Origin of the sequence: Sphaerimonospora sp. CA-214678 (assembly GCF_050942215.1) — a bacterium.
GTDB lineage: Bacteria > Actinomycetota > Actinomycetes > Streptosporangiales > Streptosporangiaceae > Sphaerimonospora.
This window is the reverse complement of record NZ_CP192056.1, coordinates 4,438,667-4,463,616: the sequence shown is the minus strand read 5'-3', so window position 1 is coordinate 4,463,616 and position 24,950 is coordinate 4,438,667. Positions and strand designations below refer to the sequence as shown.

Genomic DNA, 24,950 nt, shown 5'->3' with positions numbered 1-24,950 from the left:
CCCCGGTCGTCGACCGGCACGGATTCACCCGGCGGGAGCGCCGTCGCGGCGCCACGAGTTCGTCTTCCGGTCTTCCGACCCGAGCCGATCGTGTGACGCTCGACCGGATCGGGCCCCAAGCTCATTGGATAGGACCCGACCCGGCCGGGCGGCAGCCGCTCCCGAGGGCGACGGGAGCGGCTGGCCTTCTGCCTACAGCGTGCGGTCGCCGGTTTCCGGGAGCGCCAGCAGGCACAGCAGGCTCAGCACGGCCATGGCGGACACGTAACCGCCGACGGCCATCGAGCTCAGGCCCTCCGCCTGCATCGCGGTCGCGACGAGCGGGGGCACCGCGCCGCCGAGCACACCGCCCAGGCTGTAGGCGATCGAGGCCCCGCTGTAGCGGAGCTCCGTCGGGAACAGCTCCGGCAGGAACGCGCCCATCGGGCCGAAGGCCACGCCCATGATGCCGAGGGCGCCGGCCAGGGCCAGGCCGACCAGCGGCACGGACGCCGTGTCCATCAGCGGGAACATCGCCAGCCCCCACACCACGGCGGCGCCGGCCCCGGCGACGAGCGTGCGCTTCCTGCCGAAGCGGTCGGACAGCAGCGACGAGCCCATCACACCGGCCGCCATGAAGACCACTCCGACCATGGTGAGGGCCAGCATGGTGGTGCGCGGGAGCTTGAGTGTGCCGGTGGCGTAGCTCAGACAGTACGTCGTCGCGGTGTAGAACAGGGTGTAGCTGATCACCATCGACCCGGCGGCGAGCAGGACCTGCTTCCACTGCCGGCGCAGCAGCCCGGCCAGGGGTGTCCTGGCCAGCTTCCGCTGCTTCATCGCGGCGAGGAACACGGGGGTCTCGGCGATCTTCAGGCGGACGTAGAGGCCGAGGAGCACGAGCAGGAGGCTCGCCACGAAGGGCAGGCGCCAGCCCCACTCGTTGAACGCCGTGTCGGTGAGCGTCGCGCCGAGGAGGAGGAACAGGCCGTTGGCGAAGATGAACCCGACGGCCGGTCCCAGCTGGGGGAACATCGCGTACAGCCCGCGCTTGCCCGGCGGCGCGTGCTCGGCGGCCAGGAGCGCGGCGCCGCCCCACTCGCCCCCGAGGCCCACGCCCTGCAGGAAACGCAGCGCGACCAGGATGACCGCGGCGGAGACGCCCAGGGTCGCGTAGCCGGGCAGCAGCCCGACCGCCACCGTGGACAGGCCCATCAGCAGCAGCGAGGCCACCAGCATCGACTTGCGGCCGATGCGGTCTCCCCAGTGGCCGAAGATCGCCGAGCCCAGCGGGCGGGAGATGAAGGCGACGGCGAACGTGGAGAACGCCGCGAGCTTGCCGGCGAGTTCATCCATTTCGGGAAAGAACGCGGAGTTCAGCACCAGCGCGGCGGCCGTGCCGTAGATGTAGAAATCGTAGAACTCGATGGCGGTGCCGGTGAAGCTGGCGATAGCCACCCTGGTCCTGCTCGGCTGTTGGATGTCGGTCACCGCAGTGCTCATCAGACCATCCGTCTCATTATGTGAGAAGTCAAAGGCCTCGGGATCGGCGCGCCGACATTAGCAGACCGAATTGCGGCGGGGAAGGAGCCGTAAAGGGACCTCCTGTGAGATCGGCGCGGGTTGCGCTCTGAGATTGCGACATACTCCCAGCTCAGAGGGGTGTATCAGATATTTTTATTTCCTACTTTCTCTGGTTTCGGAATTCGGGTAATCCCGGTTTTCTCGGGTCCGAAATGGGTGGAAGCGGTCTCGTTCGGGTCTTGACTGCTCTCTCCCGACTGTGGATACTCTGGTGCTGGGAGCGCTCCCATCCATATTGGCGCTCTCTGCCTCGCCATGGTCGATGACGCCCATGAAGCAACGGGGAAGGCTGCCGGTAGGCATTACACAATCACCGGTGTGAACGCTCCGTAAATCCATGTGCGGCCTTGTCTTCGTCCGCTGTATCACAGCCAGAATCACAGCTTGGAAGCGCCGGAGATCCCTGCGCATTGGAAAGGACGTTGCTGTTGATATCGCGTCACCATGCCCTGGCCGGATTCCGTCGGCGTGCCGGGCGATGGGTGTCCATCCTGCGTCTCCTGCCGTCGGCGGGCCGCGGGGTGCTCACCGCCGCGCTTCTGCTCAACCTGCTCATCGGCGCCCTTCCGACGGCTTTCGTCATCCTGACCAGCGTGATGCTGAGCCGGCTCCCGGAGGCCGCGCAGTCGTCGGCACCCGGATCGATCTCGTCCCTCGCCACCGCGCTCGTGCTGGCCGTGGTGGCCTTCGTGCTCCAGCAGCTGCTGGTCCCGTTCCAGAGCGCGCTCGGCGAGGTGGTCTCCCGGCGCATCGACGGCGCCGCCATCCAGCGCCTCATGAGCGCGGCGCTGTCGGCCCCGCTGCCCGTCGTGGAGCGGCCGGACGCGCTCGACACGCTGGCCGACGCGCGCGCCGGGTTCGACCGGACCCTGCCGACGCCCGGTGACGCGGCGTCCGGGGCGCTCGGCCTGATCGCGAGGTACGGCCAGCTGGCGGGCGCGGTCGTCGTCCTGGGAGTCGTGCTGAATCCGCTGGTCGCGCTGCTCGTCGGGGCGGTGGCTCTGACGATCAGGTTCGGGCAGCGCGGCTCGCTCGGCCGGTTCGCCGCCCTGTGGAAGTCCCTGGCCTCCGAACGCCGCCGGGTCACCTATCTGCGTGCGATGGCGTCGGGCACGTCGGCGGGCAAGGAGATCCGCGTCCTCGGTCTGCTGCCCTGGCTGAAGGAGCGGCACGCCGCAGAGAGCATGAGCTACCTGGCCCCGCTGTGGTCGGGCCGCAGGCGCATCCTCGGCCCGCCGTTCGTGGGATACGCGGCGGCCGGGCTGGTGGGCGGCGTGATCGCGCTCGCCGCCCTGGCCGGCGCGGCGACCGACGGCTCACTGAGCCTCCTCGCGCTGTCGCTCGCCATCCAGACCATCCTCATTCCCATGCGGTTCGGGGTGTTCTTCCCCGAGAGCGACGTGCAGACGCAGTACGGCATGCAGGCCCAGGACGCGATGAACGCCTTCGCCGAGAGGGCCTCCGGGACGGCGGACCGGACCACCCCGGTCGCGGGCGCCGCGATCACGGGGACGGCCGCCGCGGGCGGAACCGGGCCGGGCCCAGAGGAGGTGGCGCCGTGTGGCTCGATCCGCTTCGAGAACGTGTCCTTCGCCTACGAGGGCTCCGACAGGCTGATCCTCGACGGTCTCGATCTGGAGCTGCCCATCGGCCGCTCGACGGCGATCGTCGGGCTCAACGGAGCCGGCAAGACCACCATCGTCAAGCTGCTGGCCAAGCTCTACCGGCCGGTCTCGGGCAGGATCACGGTGGACGGCCGTGATCTTGAGAGCATCGACGACGCGGCCTGGCACCGCCACATGGCCGTGATCTTCCAGGACTATGTGCGATACGAGCTGAGCGCGGCGGACAACGTCGGCATGAGCCGGCCCGCCCGGCTGCGGGACCGGCAGGCGACGGTGTCGGCGGCCGAACGCGCCGGTGCCCTCGAGGTCGTGGCGGCGCTGCCCGACGGCTGGGAGACCCCGCTATCCCGGCAGTATCGCGGCGGCCGCGACCTGTCCGGCGGGCAGTGGCAGCGGATCGCGATCGCGCGGGCGCTGTTCGCCGTCGACGCGGGCGCCTCGGTGCTGGTGCTCGACGAACCCACGGCGCAGCTCGACGTCCGTGCGGAGGTCGCCTTCTACGACCGGTTCCTCGCGCTGACCCGCGGGCTGACCAGCGTGCTGATCTCGCACCGGTTCTCCAGCGTGCGCAGGGCCGACCGGATCGTCGTCATCGAGAACGGCCGCGTCGCCGAGAGCGGCGGCCACGAGGAGTTGATGGAGCTGGACGGCAAGTACGCCAAGCTCTTCAGGATCCAGGCGGAGCGCTTCGCCGCCGACGGAGCCGACCCCGACCGGGACGCGGCATGAGGAGCCTGCTGCGCGCCATCGCGTTCCTGCTGCGGCTCGCCGCCCGCACCGATCGGTCCCGCCTGACCAAGGCGGCCGTGCTCATGGTCGTGGGCTACTCGGCCACCCCGCTGATCGCGCTCGGGGTCCGGAACTTCGTCGACGCCTCGATCCGGCTGGAGGCGACCCTCGCGCTGTGGCTCGCGCTCGGGATCGCGCTGCTGCTGATCTTCGAGCTGATGATGGAGCACTTCGCCCATCTGTCCTACTTCGAGCTGGGCGAGCTGGAGGAGCTCGCGCTCAACGAGGAGATCATCGAGCTGTCCAACGGCTCCAAGGGACTGGAGCACTTCGACAGCCCGGAGTTCGCCGACGGGCTGGTGCTGATCCGCGAAGACCTCGCCAAGACGCGGACCGCGTTCACCGCCGTTCTCCAACTCGGCGGGATAGCCCTGCAGATCGTGCTGACCACCGTCATCCTGGTCCTGCTCAGCCCGTGGCTGCTGCTGCTCCCGCTCGCGGCGGTGCCTCCCGTGCTGCTCGGCCGGCGGGCACAGCGGCTGGTCGACGCCGCCCAGGAGCGCACGGCGGAGCAGACCCGGCTCAGCCGCCACCTGCTCCAGGTGAGCACGACGCCGGACGCCGCCAAGGAGGTGCGGCTGTGCGGGGCGGCGCCGGAGCTGATGAAGCGCCAGGCCGAGGCGTGGCGCGAGGTGACCGCCGAGGTGTGGCGGGCCCAGCGCCGCGGGGCGCTGATCCGGGCCGGCGGCCAGCTGGTGTTCGCCATCGCCTACGGCGTGGCCATCTCGCTGGTCGTCATGCAGGGCATCAACGGGCAGGCGACCGTCGGAGACGCCATCTTGGTGATCACCCTGGCGGTCCAGGTCAGCGTCCAGGTGTCCACCGCGCTCGGCCTGCTGACCACACTGCAGGGCACGGGACGCACGGTCGAGCGGCTGGGGGAGCTCAGGCGGCTCGCCGCCGGCGGCGAAGCCGGGACCGCGCCACCGGCCCGGCGGCCGATGCCGGCGCGGCTGCGCGAGGGGATCGTTCTCGACGACGTCCGGTTCGCCTATCCGGGCACCGACCGTCTGGTCCTGGACGGGGTGTCCCTGCACATCCCCGCCGGGAAGTCGGTCGCGATCGTCGGGGAGAACGGCAGCGGCAAGAGCACGCTCGTCAAACTCCTGTGCGGGCTCTACCGGCCGACCGGCGGAAAGATCCTGGTCGACTCGCTCGATCTGGCCGAGGCCGACCTGGCGGACTGGCGTCTCAGGGTGGCGCCGCTGTTCCAGGACTTCGCCAGGTTCGAGCTGCTGCTGCGGGAGAACGTGGGCGTGGGAGACCTGCCGCGGCTGCGGGACGACGAGGCGATCCTCGCCGCGCTGCGCCGGGCCAACGCCTCGCGACTGGCGGACCTGGTGCCCGGCGGGATCTCCGGGCTGCTGGGCCGGGAGTACGGCGACGGCATGTCGCTGTCGGGAGGGCAGTGGCAGGCCCTGGGCCTGGCCCGCGCCTCGATGCGGCAGCGCCCGCTGCTGCTGGTGCTGGACGAACCGGCGGCGGCGCTCGACGCCACGGCGGAACACGAGATCTTCGAGCGTTATCAGGCGACGGCGGCGCAGACCGCCGCGGAGTCCGGCGGCGTCACCGTCTTCGTCTCGCACCGGTTCTCCACGGTCCGCATGGCGGATCTGATCGTCGTGCTCGACGGCGGCGTGGTCGCCGAGCTCGGCGACCACGCCGCCCTCATGGCCCGTGACGGGGCGTACGCGGAGCTGTTCCGCATGCAGGCACGTGTCTATCAGTGAGGAAGCAATGCCGAACCCCGCGGAGACGATCACCGTACCCATCGAGTGCCCGGCCGGGCGGGAAGGACCGCTGGCCTGGGGGCAGCGCGCCATCCTCGCGACCGTGAGCTGGCTGGACACGGAGGACACCTATTTCAACATCCCCCTGGACTGGGCGCTGCCCGGCCGCCACCCGGTGGCCGACGTGGCCGCCGCGATCGCACGCCTGACGCAGACGCACGAGTCGCTGCGCACCGTACTCGTCAGGGCCGGCGCCGACGGCGAGTGGCGCCAGCGGGTCGAGCGGCCGGAATCCCTCGCGCTGGAGGTGTACGACCTCGACGACTCGGCCGATGTCGGGGAGCAGAGCAGGGAGGTCGCCGCCGCGCTGGCGGCGAGGCCGTTCCGGCTGACCGGCGAAGCGCCGGTGCGCTGGGCCGTCATGCGGTCGGAGGGCGCCGTTCCCGCCGTGGTGCTGGCGCTGTCGCACACCGCTGTGGACAACTGGTCGCTGGGGGTGATGCGGCAGGACCTGCTCGACCTGCTGGCCGGGACGGTCCCCGAGCCGCCGGCCCGGCAGCCGCTCGACCAGGTCGGCTTCGAGGAATCCGCCCGGGGCGCGGGGCGCAGCACGGAATCGCTGCGCCACTGGGCCCGCACGCTGGAGCGGGCGCCGCACAGCATGTTCGACTACCCCGCCCGTGCTCCCGAGGCCAAGCGGTACGTCAGGCTCGGCCTGGACTCCCGGTCGCTCGCGGTCGCCACCCACCTGGTGGCCGACGCCTGCCGGACCAGCACGACGACCGTGCTGCTCACCGCGGCCGCCTGCGTGCTCGGCGCGTACACGGGACACGACCCGGCCCTGCTCAGGCTGATCGTCGGCAACCGCCACGATCCGGACGCCCGGCGTACGGTCTCCCCGCTGGCGCAGGACGGACTGCTCCTGCTGCCCCGCGGCGACGGCACCTTCCACGACGCCGTCAGGCGCGGCTACCTGCCGGCCATCAACGCCTACAAGCACGGGCACTACGACCCGGCCGCCCTCGCCGAGACGATCAGGGGGAACGAGCACCGGTGGGGCGTGGTGCACGACAAGTCGGCGTTCTTCAACGACGTCAGGCTGACCGACCGCTGGACCGGCCTGCCCGCCGTGGCCGGCGAGGGCGGGCTGAAAGCGCTCCGGGCGCACAACCGCGTCTTCGAGGTCGGCGCGTACGACCGGGTCGACTGCAAGCTGTTCCTGGCCGTGGCCGACCGGCCGGACAGCGCCGTCCTGCACCTGCTCGGCGACACCGCGTACATCACCCGCGACGAGCTGACCATGCTGCTGAACGCGATGGAGACCCTCCTCGTGGAGAGCGCGTTCGGCGAGGTGCCCCTGGGCGAGCTGGCCGCCGCCGTGGGGATCACTCCGCCGGAGCGGCCCGGCGACTGGGTGCGGGTCCGGGGCGGCTGGGTCGATCCGGAGGCCGTACGCCGGCTCGTCGCCGAGGCGGCGGGCGCCGAGGCGTCCCTCGTCGTGGAGGCGGGCGAGCCGTGGCCGCGGCTCGTCGCCCACGTCGCGGCAGCTCCCGGCGGCCCCACCGGTCCCGAGCTGCACATCGCGGTCGTCGAAGCGCTGCGCGAGCGTACCGGCGTGACCGCCCCCGACTGGTATGTGCTGCATGATCGTGTGCTTCCCGCCGCCGAAGACCCGGAGGCGCGGCAGGCACCCGGCGTGCTCTGGCAGGGCGACGGCAGACAGGAGCCGCCGCCGATCTTTCTCGACTCTCGACCGAGCGAAGGGTGATCATTATGCCGACCGGCATCGGCCAGGTGTGGGACGAAGAGGTCCGCGCCGCGGTCGACAGGCTTACCGAAGCCTCGACCGAGCACTATTACAACCCCTACAAGACCTTCGACTGGCCCGCCGATCTCCAGGTGGACGGGCTGTGGATGAGCGCCGACCTGATGACGGTCCACGGCACGGAGGCGGCCGGGCAGCTCGATGAGGAGCAGCTGCGCGCGCTGTCGAAGTGGGAGAGCGTCAACTTCTACAGCCTCAACGTGCACGGCATCCGGGAGCTGATGTTCGAGGTGACGAACCGGCTCTACGCTCCCGGGTTCGAGGTGCCCACCCCGTTCTTCCACCACTTCCTGGGTGAGGAGAACGAGCACATGTGGTTCTTCGCCGAGTTCTGCCTGCGATACGGCGGCAAGCTGTACCCGAACCGGGCGATGGCCTTCCCCGGAGACGGCAAGGGCTCGGCGCTGCTGGACAACTTCATCGTGTTCAGCCGGATCCTGATCTTCGAGCAGATCGTGGACCACTTCAACAGCCGGATGGCCGCCGACGCCTCGCTGAACGAGACGATCAGGGCCATCAACCGGGTGCACCACCAGGACGAGTCCCGGCACATCGCCTTCGGCTGCCAGCTCGTGCGTGCCCTGTTCGAACGGCTCCTCGCCGCCGGGAACGAAGAGGAGATCTCCGCTGCCCGCAGGTACATCGAGCGCTACATCCAGGCCTCCCTGGAGCAGCTCTACAGCATCGACGTCTACCGCGACAGCGGCATCCCCGACCCCTTCGCCTTCCGCACCAGGCTTCTGGCCGACCCGGCCCGGCAGCAGGCGCACCAGGCCATCGCCGGTCGGACCTACGCCTTCTACAACCGCATTGGAGCCCTGCCGTGCACACCTCGGTGACCGCTGACACCCCGGCCCTCACCTCGCTCGGCCCCGGCCTGGCCGCGCTGGGGCCGGCCGAGAGCGAGCTGCTGACGACCGTCGACGCCGTCGTGACCAGGCTGGCGGCGCGGACCGACGCGGTGTCCCTGATCGGCCCGCCGCTGCTGCCCGCCGATATGCTGGCCCGGCTCGACTACTTCGCCAACTTCCCGCACCTCGGTGTGGTGGCGGCCAGGTTCACCGAACCGGCCATGGAGCTGCTCGCCGACGAGCGCGACCTCACCGAGCTCACCGCCGAGCATCACGCCCCGACCGGGTTCCTGCTGCCCTCGGCGACCTGCTACGGCCTGCTGTTCCAGCTCAGGGAGCAGGAGCTGGGCGGGCCGGCGCTGCTGACCTCGGTGGGCCGATGCTTCCGCAACGAGCGGGAGTATTCGGGGCTGCGCAGGCTGTGGGGTTTCCACATGCGCGAGATCCTCTACGTGGGCGACCGCGAGGGCGCCCAGTCCCACCTGGACGGGTGGCGCGCCCGCATCGAGGAGACCGCCGGGCTCATGGGGCTGACGCTCACCGTCGAGCCGGCCAACGACCCCTTCTATCGGAAGGAGAGCTCACGGGCCCGGCTGTCCGCCCTCGACCCCGTCAAGCACGAGTTCCTCGCCCCGGACGGAACGGCGATCGCCTCGGTCAACCGGCACCGCAACTTCTTCGGGGAGCGCCTCGGCATCTCCCTGTCGGGACAGGCCGCCTACAGCAGCTGCGTCGCCTTCGGGCTGGAGCGCTGGGTCCACGCCCTGGTGCTCGCGCACGGCAGCGCGGCGGCCGCACTGCGATGGGCGCGCGATGCCCTCGGGTGATCTCGGCCGCAGGGTGGCCCGCGTCACCGAGGCGTTCGGCGTCCGCTTCCCGGTCGTCCAGGCCGGAATGGGCGGCGTGGCGGTGCCCGAGCTCGCCGCGGCCGTGAGCGAGGCCGGAGCGCTGGGCACGATCGCGTTGTACAAGCTCGAAGCGGCCGACGCCGAGGCGATGCTCAGAGACGTGCAGGGCCGTACGCGCCGGCCGGTCGGCGTCAACGTCATTCCGGAGGTCGCCGGCCGGCTGCTCGACCGGCAGATCGCCGCCGTGCTCGCCGCCGCCGACCGGCGGCTGGTGATCAACAGCTACGGCCCGCCGCCTCCCGAGGTCGGCGCCGCGGTCGGCGCGGCCGGGCACACGCTGCTGGTCCAGGTCGGCTCGCCCGAGCAGGCCGAGCGCGCGGTCCAGGCCGGCGCCGGCGTGCTGGTCTGCCAGGGGGTGGAGGCCGGCGGCCACCACCTCGGCCGGGCGCCGCTGCGCGACCTTCTCGCGCGGGTCGGCGCCGCGCATCCGGGCCTGCCGCTGCTCGGGGCCGGAGGGGTCGCCGACGCGGCGGCGGCCCGCGGCGTGCTCGAAGCCGGAGCAGGCGGCGTGATGTGCGGCACGGTCTTCGTCGCCACCGTCGAGTCGGCCGCGCACCCGGCGTACAAGGCCGCGCTGGTCGACGCAGGAGCGGACGACACCGTGATCACCGACCGGTTCTCGATCGGCTGGCCCGGGCGCTCCCATCGGGCGTTGCGCAGTGCGGTCACCGACCATCCGGCGCCGCTCCCCTCGTCGTTCATCGCCTGGACGACCGTGATGGGAGAGCGGCGGCCGGTGCCGAGGGGCTCGGCGTCGGCGCCGACCGTCGAGGCCGACGGCTCCGTCGAGGAGATGGCCAGGTACGCGGGCACCGGCTGCGGCGCGATCGGGTCGATCCGTACGGCCGAACAGGTGGTGCGGTCGCTCGGGCCGGCCTGCCTGGCTCCGGCCGGTACGGCGGCCGCGCCGGACGCCGACGACCGGATCGCAGAGGGAGTGAGATGAGAACCGATCTGGAACTGGCCCAGGTGAGCCAGCTGGCCTTCGGCTACTGGCACGCGCAGGTCCTGTTCGCCGCGACCGAGCTGGGGATCTTCGACGCGCTGGCGGATCAGCGGCTGACCGCTGCGCGGCTCGCCGAGCGGTGCTCGGCGCCGGCGCCGCAGCTGCGCAGGCTGCTCGACGCGTGCGTGGGGCTCCGGCTCCTCACCCGGGACGCGGACGGGTACGCCAACGCGCCGCACGCCCGCAGGCTCCTCGTCGCGGACTCCCCGGATTCGCTGGTGCGATGGGTGCGGGTCATGCACCGGTGGTACGGACCGTGGGGCGAGCTGCCCGCGGCCGTACGCACCGGCTCCGTGGCCGAGGATCGTGCCGCCCGCCTGGGCGACGACCCCGGTTACCTGGAGGACTTCATCCTCGGCATGCACGAGTACAACTCCAGGAGCGCCGGATCGCTGCCCGCCGCGCTGCGTCGGGAGGACGCCGCGGTCCTGCTCGACGTGGGCGGCGGGGCCGGCACCCACAGCATGGCGTTCTGCCGCGCCTGGCCCGGCCTCACCTGTGAGCTGATCGACCTGCCGGGAGTGACGGACATCGCCCGGCGGGTCATCGCGGAGGAGGGGCTGAGCGACCGGATCACGGTGCGGGAGGGCGACTACTACCAGGACCGTTTCGGCCAGGACGCGGATGTGGTCCTGCTGTCGAACGTCCTGCACCAGGAGTCATGGGACAGGAGCGTCGACATCCTGCGGCGTGCCGCCAAGGCGCTGCGGCCGGGCGGGCGGGTGCTGGTCAACGGCCATGTGCTCGACGAGGCGAGGACGTCTCCCGTCTTCACCACCCTCCACAACCTGTCGGCGCTCGTGCTCTGGGACGGTGGCGAGAGCCGTACCGCCGAGGAGTTGAAACAGATCATGGCCGAGGCCGGCCTGTCCGACATAGCGGTCCACCCGACCGGCGAGCCCTCTGCCCGACTGCTCGTCGGCCGAGCCTGAAGGAGTCCCAATGGAACGAGTCATCGAATGGCTGCGCGCGAAGAATCCCGAGCTGACCGGTGAGGTGGGCGACGACGCCGACCTCATCGAGTCCCGCCTCATCGATTCGCTGCAGTTCCTCGAGTTCATCTATCTTCTGGAGGACATCTCCGGCCGGACCATCGACCTGCAGGAGGTGACGGTGGACGACTTCCGGACGCTGACGCGGATCCAGGAGCGTTTCCTTTCGCCCGACGCGGTGGAGGTGGGCTGACGTGACCGCGGCTGATGACCCCAACATCCTCCCGCACTGGCGCTCGGCCGCGCTGATCACGATCGACATGCAACGGGACTTCCTGAGCGACAGCCCGTACGGCCTGGCCGGCACGACCGAGGTGATCCCCGCCATCGCCGGGCTCGCCGGGGCCTGCCGCGCGTCCGGGCGGCCGGTCGTCCATGTCGTACGGCTCTACCGGCCCGGCGGGTCGAACGCCGAGCTGGTCCGGCGCTCCCTGCTTTCCTCGGGCGTCGACCTCGTCGCGCCGGGGTCGCCCGGCAGCGAGCTGGCGCCCGGGCTCGCACCGCAGGGCGCACCGGACCTCGACCACGAGCTGCTGCTCGCCGGCGGGGTGCAGGAGATCGGGCCGTCCGAATATGTGATCTTCAAGCCGCGCTGGGGCGCCTTCTTCGAGACCCCGCTCCAGGGTCTCCTGGAGCGGCTGGAGGTCGACACCGTGGTGTTCGCCGGGTGCAACTTCCCCAACTGCCCCCGGGCCAGCCTCATGGAGGCCAGCGAGCGCGACTACAGAATCGTCCTGGTGCCGGATGCGGTCTCCCAGGTCAACGCCCAGGGCCTGGAGGAGATCCGGCGGATCGGCGTCCAGCTTGTGACGGCCGGGGAAGTGGTCGCCGCGCTCACAGCCGCAGGGGAAGGCTCCTGATCCAAGGAGGCCGACCCGCTCCGCGGCCCTGGGGACGAGGTCCCGCCGGTCGTCACGCCCGGCGGGACCGCGTCGTCTCCGTGGGTCTCACTCTCCGGCCACGCCTCTCGCACCGTTCGTGGAACCGGGAACGACGACGGCGGTCAGCAGCAGGCCGCGCTCGGCGAGCCAGCGGCCGGGGAGCACGGTCCCGCTCCCGCGCAGACGCGCCACGAAGCCGCCGGCGACCGGATCGATCACGGCGCCGACGTCCGTGAACGGCACGGCCGCGCCGGTCAGCTGGAACCACGCCTTGTACACGGACTCCTTGACGCAGAAGAGCAGCCGGTCCCAATGGACGCCCGGGTGCTCCGCGCCGAGGCGCCGGATCTCCCGGCGTTCACCGGCCGGCGAGATCTTCTCGAACGTGCCGGTGGGCATCGGCTCGTCCGGCTCGGCGTCCACTCCGATGGAGCGCGCGTGGCGGGTCTCGGCGACGGCGGCGCCCCGGTAGCCCCGGCAGTGGGTGATGCTTCCGATGGTCCCGGCCGGCCACAGCGGCTGTCCGGCCGCGCCGCGGAGAATCGGCTCGGGCTCCCGCCCCAGCATGGCCAGCGCGCTCCTCGCGCATACCCGCCCCGTGGTGAACTCCAGCCGTCCCCTGGTCACCGCGCCGGCGACGATCGTCTCCTCCTCCGGGAAGAGCCGGGCGTCCGGTGGATCCTCGAAGGCGTCGGCGCAGGCGACGTGGCGGGGGAGGATTCGCTCGATCACGGTCTCCAGTATCGGCCGTCGACGGGCGTCCGGGCGGAGGAGATCGGGAGGAGCGGGGCCGGGGCCGCGGCGTCGGGCACTGCCGCCGGAGTTCGGCCGGCCGGTCCGCTGATACGTCGGCGGTATGCCGAAAATCAACCCGCTGCCGAATGTCGCTCCGCCCCTCGGCACCCGACCATGTGATCAACCTGGCCGAGGGTGCCCGGGGAGCGGGGTTGGGATGCGCGAGCTGGACGAAAGAGGAACAGGAGCGGGGATCCTGCGGGCACTGCGCCGGGTCGCGGCCGCCACAGCGGTCGTCGCAGCGGCCACCTGTGTGCAGGCCGGCCCTTCGCCGGCCCGGGCGGAGCCGTCGCCGATCGCCGGGTCGTCGCGGGCCGCCGGGCTGCCGGCGGACACCGCGCTGACCGAGGCCGCCGCCTCCGCGGCCGCGCGCGCCTCGGGCAGGCCGGTGGAGGTGCTGTCGCATCGGGGTGAGACTCGGGAGGTGCGGGCGCTGCCGAACGGAAGGTTCGAGGTCGTCCAGCACCTGCGTCCGGTGCGCACCCGGCGAGAGGGCGTGTGGGCGGACGTCGATCCGACGCTCACCAGGCTGCCCGGCGGCGGGCTGGCACCCGCCGCCTCGACGATCGGACTGCGCCTGTCGGAGGGGGGAACCGGGCCCTTCGCCGTCATGAGCAGGGCCGGCCGGCGGCTCGGCCTGACCTGGCCGCGTGCCCTGCCGGAGCCGGAGGTCAGCGGTGACACGGCGACCTACCCCGACGTGCTGCCCGGCGTTGACCTGCGGGTGCGCGCCGAGGTCGACGGCTTCGCCCACGTCATCGTGGTCAAGACGCCGGAGGCCGCGCGCGACCCGGCACTGACCCGCCTGCGCCTGCGTCTGGACACCGAGGGCCTGTCCGTCGAGACTGACGCGTCGGGCGTCCTGCGCGCTCGCGACGCCGCCTCGGGGAACGACGTGTTCGAGGCGCCCGCGCCGCTCATGTGGGACTCCGGCCCGGAGGCCGGCCCGCGATCGGCGTTGTCGTCCCTCGCCGCAGCCGATGCGGCGGAGGCGTCGGTGGCACCGCCGGAGGGTGCGAAGGTGGCCCGGCTCGGGGTCGGCGTGCGGGCCGGAGAGATAACGCTGCTGCCCGACCAGGGCATGCTGACCGGGCCGCTGACCCGATTCCCCGTCTACATCGATCCCACCTGGAAGACGGTCGCCAGGTCGGCCCGCCTGATGGTCTCCAGCGGCTACCCGACCACCTCCTACTACAACTTCAGCGGTACGCAGGGGGTGGGCCTGTGCGATGTGCAGTACGACGGCGCCTGCGTGAAGGACCAGAAGAAGCGGTTGTTCTTCCGCATGCCCATCGGCGAGCTGGCGGGCAAATATGTGATCTCGACCGAGTTCGTCGCCTACGAGACGCACGCCTACAACTGCAAGAACCCCACATCTGTCCAGCTCTGGCATGCCAGCGGCTTCGGGTCGAGCTCGACGTGGAACAGCACCGACGACAACTGGATCAAGCGTCTCGCCTCCCGCGACGTGGCGTACTGCTCGCGTACCCCGGTGGAGTTCTCCACAACGGCGCTGCGAGACGTGGTCCGGGCAGCGGTGAATCGCAAGGACGCCGCGATCACGTTCGGCCTGCGCGCCTACTCCGAGTCGTCGATGGCCTGGTGGAAGCGCTTCGCCAATGACGCATACCTGCGCGTCGAGTACAACACCCCGCCGCCACAGCCGTTGATGAAGAACCAGTCGATGAGCCCCGGCGGCCCGTGCGCGGCACCGGCTGCGGCCGTACGGGTGAACAAGGCGCCCACCCTGTACGCGATCCTGTACGACCCCGACTCCGGTTCTGCGGCCAAGCTCAAGGCCGAATTCAAGCTCGCTTGGGACGGCGGCGAGTGGGTGGCCCCGCTGAGCGCGGCCAAGACCACGGGCTCGACGTTCCAGGCCGTCGTGCCGACGACGATCCCGCAGAACACACTGATCGGCTGGCACGTGCGCGCCTGGGACGGATACCAGTGGAGCTCGTGGAGTTCGGCGGGCAGCGCCACGGGCTGCTACTTCTACTACGACGCCACCGCGCCCGAGGCGCCGGTGGTTTCCTCCGCGGCCTACCCGCCGTCCGATCCCGAAGACCCGGCCGATCCCTGGTACGACGGGGTGGGACGGTACGGCGACTTCACTGTCAGCACCACCCAGGCCGACGTGAACCGCTACTGGGTGGGGGTCAACACCACTCCATCCGCCGCGAACGAGTACCGTCCCGCCGCCCCCGGCGGCGCGGTCACGGTGCCGCTGATGCCGACGAAGGCCGGAGTCAACTTCCTGTACGTCCAGGCGGTCGACACGGCGGGCAACGCCGGCGCCCCCACGACGTACATCTTCCGGGTCGCCGCCGGCTCCGCCCCACTGGTCCACTGGCCGCTGGACGAGCCCGCCGGGGCCACGGCGCTGACGGCCGAGGTCAGACCCGGCGCGCCCGCCGTCACCACCGGCACCGTCGGCGGGGTGACCATGGGCGTGGACGGCCAGGTGGGCACCGCGATGCGTGGGGACGGGGCCACGGGGTACGCCCAGACCTCCGCTCCGGTGATCGACACGAGCGGCACGTACTCGGTGGCCGCCTGGGCCAGGATCGCCCACACCGACGGCTTCGCGACCGTCCTCAACCAGGACGGCGATGTGGTCAGCGGCTTCTACCTGCAGTACGTCAAGGACGACGACCGCTGGTCGTTCAGCCTGCACAACGCCGACGCGGTCACCGGCGGTGTGCGGGTCCTGTCCGAAGCGCCGCCCGCCGTCGGCGAGTGGACGCACCTGCTCGGTGTGTACGACGCCGTGGCCAAGACCGCGCGACTGTACGTCAACGGCGTGCTCCAGCAGGAGAAGCCGTTCACCGTGACCTGGAAGGCCACCGGCCCGATGGCCATCGGGCGGGCCAAGCACAGCGGCGCGAAGGTGGATTTCTTCCCCGGCGAGATCGACGACGTGCGGGTCTTCGATCGGGTGGTCTCAGCGGACGAGGCGGCCGACCTGTTCAGCCGGCACCCGGTCCTGGCCGGGCGGTGGAAGCTCAACACCGGCGGCGCGGACGACTCGGGCCGGGGCCGGGCCCTGACCTTCGGCGACCAGGCCCATGTGGACCAGTCGGCGGGCTGGCTCGGCAGTCCGATGGGCGGCCTCGTCCTCGACGGCTCCGGCGACCACGCCGCCACCGCGCAGCAGGTCGTCGCCACCGACCGCAGTTTCACCGTGGCCGGCTGGGTCACGGCGGCCGCCCCGCCGGGATCGAAGGCGGCGGTGTTCTCCCAGGCGGGCACCACCAACAGCGGTTTCATCCTCCGTTACGACCCCGCGCTCGGCGGATGGCAGGTGGAGATGCCCACCGCCGACACCGCCGAGGCGACCACGCAGCACGCCGACCACTCGGCCTATCGACTCCAGTTGGAGTGGGATCACGTGGCGGTGGTGTACGACTCGTTCGCCGACGTGCTGCGGCTCTATGTGAACGGTCGGCTGGAGGAGACCGAGACCCGGGTGTCCACCCGCTGGCACACCATCGGGTTCGACGCCACCGGACCGCTGCAGCTGGGCCGGGCCAAGACCGCGGGCACATGGGGCGAGTACTGGCCCGGCGTCATCGACGACGTGTGGGCCTTCTCCGGAGTTCTCGACCAGGAACAGATACAGGTGCTGGCCGGATACACCGAACTGCCCTCCGAGTCTCCCTTCTAGGGACACACGACCTGGCAGTCACCTACCTGTCGAAGGGAGACGCGGTGCGTACTGGCGGAATCCGGACGGTCGCGATCGCGGCGGTTCTGTCCACCATGATCATGGAGTTGCAGGTGGCGCCTTCGCAGGCGCTGCCGCAGAGCCGGGCCCGGACTCAGGCGCAGGCCGGGACGTCGCCGGACGGGCGGCCGCGAGCGGCCGACCTGACCCCGGTGGTGCGGGGCGCTCCCGTCGGGACGCCGCCGCGCCCAGCGGACCCGCCGGCGCACGGCAGGGTCGACCCGCCGATCTGGCCGGCGGGCGAGGCGGAGGTCGCGCTGACGTCGGCGAGCCGGGAGCGGCCCGTACGGGCGGGCGCGCTGCCGGTATGGGTGAGCGCCGCGGGCCCGGCCGATCACGACGCCGGCGTGCGGGTGCGCGTACTGGACGGCCGGGACACGCACACGAAGACGGCGGGTACGGCCGACGCACGCAGCGGCACCGGAGGGACGGCTGAGGCGCCGCGAACGCGGGGACCGGGCGACCCGATCCGGATCAGCCTGGAGTCCCGTTCAGCGGAGCGGGTCACGGTGTCGCTCGGCTACACCGGCTTCACCGAGGCGTACGGCGGCTCCTACGGCTCGCGGCTGCGCCTGGCGCGGCTGCCCGCGTGCGCGTCGACCACTCCGGAGCGGCCGGAGTGCGGCGATCTGACGCCGTTGCCCACTCACAACGACGGTGAGAACGGGACGATCAGCGTCGAAGTCGGCCTCGCGGCCGGCCAGGCCACGGTGCTCGCGTTGGCGGCCGCCCCGGAGAGCGACAAGGGCGATTACAAGGCGACCACGCTGTCCTCCTCCGCCACCTGGCAGGCCGGCGGCAACTCCGGCGACTTCACCTGGTCCTATCCGCTCCGGGTGCCGCCGGTGCCCGGGGGACTCGATCCCGATTTGGCCATCGGCTACTCCTCGGGTTCCGTGGACGGGCGCACCGCCAACACCAACAACCAGCCCAGCTGGGTGGGGGAGGGCTTCGATCTGTGGTCCGGATACGTGGAGCGGAGCTACAAGCCGTGCTCGCAGGACGGCGCGCCGAAATCCGACGGGGTCGACCCCGGCGACCAGTGCTGGGCCTATGACAACGCCACGGTCACCTGGAACGGCAAGGGCGGCGAGCTGATCAAGGCGGGCGACGGCACCTGGCGGATGAAGGGCGACGACGGCACCCGGTTCGAGCGGTTGACCGCCGCCTCGACGGGCAACGGCGACGACGACGGGGAGTACTGGAAGGCCACCACCACCGACGGCACCCAGTACTTCTTCGGCCTGAACCGCCTCCCGGGCTGGACCTCGGGGCGGCAGCAGACCGGCTCCGCCTGGACCACCCCGGTGTTCGGGGACGACGCGGGCGAGCCCTGCCACGACGCCGCAGGGTTCGACCGGTCGTGGTGCCGGCAGGCCTGGCGGTGGAACCTCGACTACGTCGTGGACACCAACGGCAACGCGATCGCCTACTACTACACCAAGGAGACCAACCGCTACGGCCGCAACGTCTCCACCTCGGCCGACATCTCGTATGACCGTGGCGGTCACCTGGAGCGGATCGAGTACGGCCTGCGCGCGGGCGACCTGTTCGCCGAGCCTCCGGCGAAGGTCGTCTTCACCACCGCTGAGCGGTGCCTGCCCGACTCGGCCTTCGACTGCGCGGCCGGGAAGATCGACGATCGGCCCGAGCGGTGGCCGGACGTGCCGTGGGACCAGAACTGCACCTCCGACTGCACCAGGCACGGCAAGATCTCTCCGACGTTCTGGTCGCGCAAGCGGCTCACCGGTGTCACCACCCGGATCCGGCGGGCCGACGGGACCTACCGGGACGTGGACGCGTGGAAGCTGTCCCACATCTGGGGCGACGCCGACATCGACCGCGCGCTGCTGCTGCGCTCGATCGAGCACACCGGGCGGGCGGGCGGCCAGGCCGTCACCCTGCCGAAGGTCACCTTCAATCATGTGCAGCTGATGAACCGGGTGGACAGATCCGGCGACGACATCCCGCCGTTCATCAAGTACCGGGTCGGAGCGATCTACGACGAGTACGGCGGCCAGGTCGACGTCGACTACTCCACCACCGACTGCACGCTGTCCGACCTGCCCGCCCCCGAGACCAACACCCGTCGCTGCTTCCCCACCTACTGGCAGCCCCCCGGGCACGAAGAACCCATCCGGGACTGGTTCCACAAGTACGTCGTCACCCGGACCGTGGTGACCGACCGTACGGCCCGCGCCCCCGACATGGTCACCACCTACGCCTACCTCGGCGGCGCCGCCTGGCATTTCGACGACGACGACGGGCTGACCAGGACCAGGGAGAAGACCTGGTCGCAGTGGCGCGGCTACGGCCGGGTGCGGGTCACCACGGGCAGCGCTGACCAGCCGCTGTCGCGCACCGAGCATCTGTTCCTGCGGGGCATGGACGGCGACCGCCGCACCCCGTCGGGGGGCGTCAAGAGCGTCACCGTCTCCGACGACGAGGGGGGCACCCACGCGGACCACGACGGCCTGGCCGGGTTCGAACTGCAGCGTACGGAGTACACCGCACCCGACGGCGTCGTGTACACACGCACGGTGAACACGCCCTGGCGGCACGAGACGGCCAGACGCGTCCGCTCCTGGGGCACCACCGTCGCGAATCTCACCGGCGTCGCCACCACCAGGACGTGGACGGCCCTGTCCGACGGGGGCCGCCGCCAGACCCGTGTCGACACCGCGCACGATACCGTGACCGGGCTGGCCCTGCAGGTGGACGACCAGGCGGACGTGGCCACGGCGTCGGACGACCTGTGCACCCGCACCACCTATGCGATCAACGCGGCCGCCTGGCTGCGCGATCTGCCCTCCCGGGTGGAGACCGTCGCGGCGCGCTGCGCGGCCACCCCCGACCGGTCCGGCCAGGTCGTGTCGGACACCCGGACCTCCTACGACGGCAGGGGCTTCGGCGAGGCGCCGACCAGGGGCGACGCCACCACGGTCGAGGAGATCGCCTCCCACGACGGCACGACGGCACGCTATATCCCGGTGGCCCGCACCGGGTACGACCCCTACGGGCGGCCGGTGAGCGTCGAGGACGCCCTGGGGAACACCACGACCACCGCCTACACCGAGATCGCGGGGCTGACCGTCAAGACCACGGTGACCGGGCCTCCGGCCACGCCGGGTGTGCCCGGCAGCGCCCATGTCACCACGACCGTCCTCGATCCGGCGTGGGGGCTGCCCACCGCCGAGACCGATCCCGGCGGGAGCACCACGACCATCGCCTACGACTCGCTCGGCCGCACCGTCAAGGTGTGGGCCGGCCTGCCCACCAGCGCCACCCCCACCGCCGAGTACGCCTACCGGATCGAAGAGGGGAAGATCGCCGTCGTCACCACAAGGACGCCGACCCCCGAGGGCGGGCAGCGCGTGCGCCACGACCTCTACGACGGGCTGCTCCGCCCACGCCAGACCCAGGTGGAGGGCCCCGACGGCGGCCGCCTGATCGAGGACACCTTCTACGACAGCCGCGGCGATGTCACCAGGACGTACGCCCCCTACTACGCGACCGGAGCCCCCGCCCCCAGCCTGTTCGGCGTGGCCGATCCCGGTGACGTGGAGGCGCAGGTCCAGACCGACCACGACGGTCTCGGCCGGGTCACCGTCGAACGGCACCTGGTCGGGGGCGACGACACCCGGGAGAAGTGGCGGACCGTTACCACGTACGGCGGTGACTGGGTGGCCGTCGACCCGCCGGACGGCGGCATTCCCACCCGCACCTACACCGACGCCAGAGGTCGCACCACCCAAGTGCGTCAGTACCAGGGCGACTCGCCCACCGGGGCCTACACCGCGAGCACCTACGCCTACACCCCGGGCGGCGAGCTCACCACCATCACGGACGCGGCGGGCAACGCCTGGACGACCGGCTACGACCTGCGCGGCCGGCAGACCAGGGTCGAGGACCCCGACCGCGGCACCACCCGGTACACCTACGACGACCTCGACCGGGTCACCTCCGAGACCGACGCGAGAGGCCGCACCCTGGTCCACCGATACGACCCGCTGGGCCGGGAGACCGAAACCCGGGAGGGCTCCGCCGACGGCACCCTGCTGCGCTCCTGGACCTACGACACCCTGCGCAAGGGACTGCTCACCTCCGCCACCGCCCACGCCGGGGACCGGTCGTACACGAGCAGGATCGACGTCTACGACAGGCAGAACCGCCCGGTGCGGCAGACCGTCACGATCCCCGCGGGCGAGGGCGCGCTGGCCGGCGACTACACCTTCAGCACCGCCTACAACCCCGACGGCTCCGTACAGTCCAGCGGCTTTCCCGCCGCGGGCGACCTGCCGGCCGAGACCGTGGGCGTCGTCTACGACGCCCTGGCCCGGCCCGTCCGGCTGACCGGCAGCCTCGGCGCCTACGTCACCGCCACCGCGTACTCCAGGACGGGCCGGCCGTTGCAGTACGCCCTGAACGTCGGCGGCAAGACGGTCTATCAGACCTTCACCTGGGAGTACGGCACCGACCGGCTGGCCACCGCACGCGTCGACCGGGAGGGCGTCGCCGGGGTCGACCGGGAGGCGAGGTACACCTACAACCCGGCCGGGGACTTCACCGCCATCTCCGACGTCTCCAGGTCCGGCACCGACACCCAGTGCTTCCGCTACGACCACCTGCGACGGCTGAGCGAGGCGTGGACCCAGGCGTCGGCCTCCTGCGCGGCGGCGCCCACACCGGAGGCGATCGGCGGTCCCGCTCCCTACTGGCACGGTTACACCTACGACGCGGCGGGCAACCGGGCGACCGAGACGTGGCACGGCATGAACGGCCAGGCCGACACCCGCCGCGACTACACCTACGACCGGCCGGGCCGGGGGCATCTGCTCGCCGAGGTCGCACAGTCCGGCGGCGCCGGCGCGCGCACCGACTCCTTCGGCTACGACCCCACCGGCAACACGGTCTCCCGCACCGGTCCGACCGCCGCCCAGTCCCTCACGTGGGACTCCTTCGGCGACCTGAGCTCGGTCACCGAGGCGGGCTCCACCACCTCCTTCGTGTACGACGTCGACGGTGAGCGACTGCTGCGCCGCGACCCCTCCGGCGTCACCCTGTATCTGGCCGGCATGGAGGTGCGCCTGGCCACGGGTGCGAGCACGGTCACGGCCACCCGCTACTACGCGCACAACGGGGAGACGGTCGCGGTGCGCACCGGTCACGGGGTCTCCCTGCTGGCCGCGGATCACCAGGACACGGCGCTGCTGGCCGTCGACGCCGCCACGCAGGAGCTCACCCAGCGGCGCTTCACCCCCTTCGGCGCTCCACGCGGCACCGCCGTCGGCGTCTGGCCGGACGAGCGCGCATTCGTCGGCGGCACCGCCGACCGGGCCACCGGCCTGACCCATCTCGGCGCCCGTGAATACGATCCGGCGATCGGCCGGTTCCTCTCCGTGGATCCGCTGTTCAACATGGAGTATCCACAGAGCTGGAACGGCTACTCCTACGCCAACCACAGCCCGATCACGCTGAGCGACCCCGACGGGCTCGACGGCCCGCTGCGCGGCAACACCAACTGCTACTACTCCGGCAAGGGCTGCACCAGGACACCACCCTGCTGGGGCTGGGAGTGCACCGGCGCCGGTTTCCGCTGGTACGTCGCCCCGAAGCCGAGGTCGGACTGCTGGGGCTGGGAGTGCACCGACGGCGGCGGCACAGCGGACAGGTGGACGCCGCGCCACAGCAGCGCCCCGGTCTACAAGGCCCCGGTCCGGCGGTGCGACTGGAAGTGCAAGCTCAAGAACGGAGCGGTCAGGACCGGCAAGGTCACCTGGAGCGGCCTCCAGTTCGCCTGGGACCACCGAGCCGAGCTCCTTGCCGGCTGCGCGCTGGTCTTGTCGACCGTGGCGATCGGAACGGTCTGCGCGGTGGCCGGCACGATCAACTCAGCCGGGACCGCCATCTACGAATTCCACAAGGGCAATACCAAGGACGGGCTGCTCAATCTTGCGGGGATGGGGCTCGGCGGAGCCGGCAACGGCTTCCACCTCGCCGGCAGGATGGCCGCCAAGAGGTCGGGCAAGCTGCTGTTGAAGTCGGAACGCGTCATGGCGAGGAAGTCCCCGGAGATACCGGGGCTCAAGCCGGCCGGAAGACTGGACGAGGCGCAGTGGAACATGCGGACGGCGCACCGGATGCGGGTGTCCCGGAGGGCGATCAAGAGAGCGAGCACCTGGCACCTGCGATCCCTGCGGATGGGCAGGGGTGACCTGAACTACAACTACCGCGGCTACATGCTGACGATGGCTCCGCCGATCCTCGGTAACTACGGCTGAGCCGCGGGACGTGTGGTCCGGCCGGGTCTGACCAGGCCGTGCTCATAGGCGAAGGCGACCGCCTGGGCGCGGCTGGACAGGCCCAGCTTGGCCATGGTCCGGTTGAGGTGCGTCTTCACCGTGGCCTCGGCCACGGACAGCCGGTCGGCGATCTCCCGGTTGGACAGCATCCGCGCCACCAACGTCAGCACCTCGGTCTCCCGCGCCGTGAGACCTTCGAAGCGGGCCACGGAGACGGCCGGACGGCAGCAGGACTCGACCAGTTGCCGGAGGGCGGCCGGGACCAGCAGCACGTCGCCGCCGGCCAGGGTGTGGATGGCGGCGAGCAGCCGCTCGGGCGGGGTGTCCTTCAACAGGAAGCCGGAGGCGCCGGCGAGCACCGCGTCGTACACGTACTCGTCCAGGTCGAAAGTGGTGAGGATGAGAATCCTCGGGGCGTCGGGCCCGAGGGCCGAGATGATCTCCCGGGTGGCGGCGATCCCGCTCATGCCGGGCATCCGTACGTCCATCAGCACGACATCGGGCCGGACGGCCTGTGCCAGCAGCAGGGCCTCCCCGCCGTCGGCCGCCTCCCCGGCGACCTCCAGCCCGGGATCCGCGCGGATCAGCGCGGCCAGACCCGCCCGGACCAGCACCTGATCCTCGGCGACGAGTACTGCGGTCATCGACCTCATCCGTGTCCGAGGGCCGGTTGCTCGGTCGGAGCGAAGGGAAGGGCGACCTCGACCTCGAACCCCCCTGATGGCCGCGGACCTGCCACGATCGTTCCGCCGTAGAGTTTGACACGTTCTGTCATGCCGATCAATCCCTGCCCGCCGGGCCGCGACGCCACGGTCGAGTCACCCGGTTCGTTGGTCACCCGGATGCCCAGCGCGCTGTCGCCGTAGGTCACCACCACCTCCGTACGGGCTCCCGGCGCGTGCTTGAGCACGTTGGTGAGGGATTCCTGCACGACCCGGTAGGCGCACAACTCCAGGCCGGGGTTCAACGGACGTCGCGTGCCCGCGAACCGGAACCGCACCGGCACCCCGGAGGAGTCGAGCCGCCGCACCAGCTGTTCGAGCCGGTTCAGGCCGGGGGTGAAGTCGCGGCCTCCGTCGTCTCCACCGTCCTGATCGGTGCGCAGGATCGACAGCATGCGCCGCATCTCGGTCATGGCCTCCCGGCTGGCGTCGGAGATCGTTTCGAGGGTGGCGTGCGCGGTGGCGGGATCGGTGGTGAAGACATAGCGGCCGAGACCGGCCTGCATCGAGATCAGCGCCACGTGGTGTGCGACGACGTCGTGCAGCTCACGGGCGATCTTCACCCGCTCCTCGGTCGCCGCGCGCCGCGCCCTGCTCTCCTGCTCGAGTTCGAGCCGTACGGCCAGGTCGGCCAGCCGCCGGTTGCGCTCGGTCAGCGACCGTACCGCCGTGCCCAGGGACAGCACGCTCACGGTGATCAGGATCGCGGTCCCGGCGGCCGCCCACGGCGCCACCAGCGGTTGCATCATCCCCGCGTGGGTCCACTCGGCCAGCACGAGCACCGCGCTCGCGGCGGACACGGCGGGGGGTCGGCGGGCCGCGACCGAGTACAGGGCCAGCGGCGGCCCGATGTTGTTCACCCCATAGTGATAGCCGAACAGGTGGTACACGATGGCGCAGGAGCACGAGACGACCAGCACGGTGATCGGTGCCTTCCTGCGGCAGACCAGGGGAAGGTTCACCGCCAGGATCAGTGCGAAGGACAACCCGTCCGGAGGGAGGGCGCCGGAAGGAGATTCGTACAACGCCCCCATCCAGCTGCCGGCGGCCAGGCTTACGGCGAGCAGCGTGTCGACGACCAGCGGACGGGCGGCGAACCAGCGCAGAGCCCGGGACAGCCACTCTGCGAACGCCATGCGCTTGGTGCCCACCAGATCATGGTAAAACCAAACGCGGCCTCCGGCTTTACCGGAGCACGCTCGCTCCAGCAAAGTCCGAGGTAGGCGCATAATTG

At 71.3% G+C, this 24,950-nt stretch carries 15 protein-coding genes; 11 read left to right on the top strand and 4 right to left on the bottom strand.

The genetic code is table 11. From position 1 onward, the window contains the following. Nucleotides 1–192 precede the first annotated feature (192 nt). Nucleotides 193–1,482 carry an MFS transporter gene (locus ACQP1K_RS20030; protein ID WP_433497240.1) on the bottom strand — a complete coding sequence of 430 codons (1,290 nt, stop codon included), beginning with the start codon at nucleotides 1,480–1,482 and terminating at the stop codon, nucleotides 193–195. A 563-nt stretch (nucleotides 1,483–2,045) separates the two neighbouring features. Here ACQP1K_RS20030 and ACQP1K_RS20025 point away from each other — a divergent pair. Genes ACQP1K_RS20025 through ACQP1K_RS19985 form a run of 9 tightly spaced genes read left to right on the top strand, consistent with a single transcriptional unit; the run spans nucleotide 2,046 to nucleotide 12,149 of the window. Next, a complete protein-coding gene (locus ACQP1K_RS20025) occupies nucleotides 2,046–3,917 on the top strand; it encodes an ABC transporter ATP-binding protein (protein WP_433497239.1) in 1,872 nt (623 codons plus the stop codon). Next, complete coding sequence (locus ACQP1K_RS20020; protein WP_433497238.1) at nucleotides 3,914–5,707, top strand: ABC transporter ATP-binding protein; 1,794 nt, start codon at nucleotides 3,914–3,916, stop codon at nucleotides 5,705–5,707. Before ACQP1K_RS20025 ends, ACQP1K_RS20020 begins: the two co-directional genes overlap by 4 nt. Before the next feature lie 7 nt (nucleotides 5,708–5,714). Beyond that, nucleotides 5,715–7,475, top strand: coding sequence for a condensation domain-containing protein (locus ACQP1K_RS20015; RefSeq protein ID WP_433497237.1), 1,761 nt, complete (start codon nucleotides 5,715–5,717; stop codon nucleotides 7,473–7,475). A gap of 5 nt (nucleotides 7,476–7,480) precedes the next feature. Then, a complete protein-coding gene (locus ACQP1K_RS20010; protein WP_433497236.1) occupies nucleotides 7,481–8,371 on the top strand; it encodes a diiron oxygenase in 891 nt (296 codons plus the stop codon). After that, nucleotides 8,356–9,210: a hypothetical protein gene (locus tag ACQP1K_RS20005; RefSeq protein ID WP_433497235.1), complete on the top strand. Its 855-nt coding sequence runs from the start codon at nucleotides 8,356–8,358 to the stop codon at nucleotides 9,208–9,210. The genes ACQP1K_RS20010 and ACQP1K_RS20005 overlap by 16 nt, the downstream gene beginning before the upstream one ends. After that, entirely contained in the window at nucleotides 9,197–10,237 is a 1,041-nt protein-coding gene (locus ACQP1K_RS20000; RefSeq protein ID WP_433497234.1) for an NAD(P)H-dependent flavin oxidoreductase, read from the top strand. Before ACQP1K_RS20005 ends, ACQP1K_RS20000 begins: the two co-directional genes overlap by 14 nt. Next, nucleotides 10,234–11,229 carry a class I SAM-dependent methyltransferase gene (locus ACQP1K_RS19995; protein WP_433497233.1) on the top strand — a complete coding sequence of 332 codons (996 nt, stop codon included), beginning with the start codon at nucleotides 10,234–10,236 and terminating at the stop codon, nucleotides 11,227–11,229. Before ACQP1K_RS20000 ends, ACQP1K_RS19995 begins: the two co-directional genes overlap by 4 nt. A gap of 10 nt (nucleotides 11,230–11,239) precedes the next feature. Further along, nucleotides 11,240–11,482, top strand: a complete 243-nt coding sequence (locus ACQP1K_RS19990; RefSeq protein ID WP_055481736.1) for a hypothetical protein — start codon at nucleotides 11,240–11,242, stop codon at nucleotides 11,480–11,482. Between the two features lies 1 nt (nucleotide 11,483). Next, nucleotides 11,484–12,149, top strand: a complete 666-nt coding sequence (locus tag ACQP1K_RS19985; RefSeq protein ID WP_433497232.1) for a cysteine hydrolase family protein — start codon at nucleotides 11,484–11,486, stop codon at nucleotides 12,147–12,149. 87 nt (nucleotides 12,150–12,236) lie between these two features. On the opposite strand, the gene ACQP1K_RS19980 is transcribed toward ACQP1K_RS19985, so the two are convergent. Then, entirely contained in the window at nucleotides 12,237–12,902 is a 666-nt protein-coding gene (locus ACQP1K_RS19980; RefSeq protein ID WP_433497231.1) for a 4'-phosphopantetheinyl transferase family protein, read from the bottom strand. A gap of 220 nt (nucleotides 12,903–13,122) precedes the next feature. Here ACQP1K_RS19980 and ACQP1K_RS19975 point away from each other — a divergent pair, with 220 nt between their 5' ends. Then, nucleotides 13,123–16,632: a LamG-like jellyroll fold domain-containing protein gene (locus ACQP1K_RS19975; protein WP_433497230.1), complete on the top strand. Its 3,510-nt coding sequence runs from the start codon at nucleotides 13,123–13,125 to the stop codon at nucleotides 16,630–16,632. A gap of 44 nt (nucleotides 16,633–16,676) precedes the next feature. Further along, nucleotides 16,677–22,973, top strand: coding sequence for an RHS repeat-associated core domain-containing protein (locus tag ACQP1K_RS19970; RefSeq protein ID WP_433497229.1), 6,297 nt, complete (start codon nucleotides 16,677–16,679; stop codon nucleotides 22,971–22,973). On the opposite strand, the gene ACQP1K_RS19965 is transcribed toward ACQP1K_RS19970, so the two are convergent. After that, on the bottom strand, nucleotides 22,964–23,638 hold the full coding sequence (locus ACQP1K_RS19965) for a response regulator (RefSeq protein WP_433497228.1): 675 nt from the start codon (nucleotides 23,636–23,638) through the stop codon (nucleotides 22,964–22,966). The genes ACQP1K_RS19970 and ACQP1K_RS19965 overlap by 10 nt on opposite strands. A 5-nt stretch (nucleotides 23,639–23,643) precedes the next feature. Further along, entirely contained in the window at nucleotides 23,644–24,867 is a 1,224-nt protein-coding gene (locus tag ACQP1K_RS19960) for a sensor histidine kinase (protein WP_433497227.1), read from the bottom strand. Between the last annotated feature and the right edge of the window lie 83 nt (nucleotides 24,868–24,950).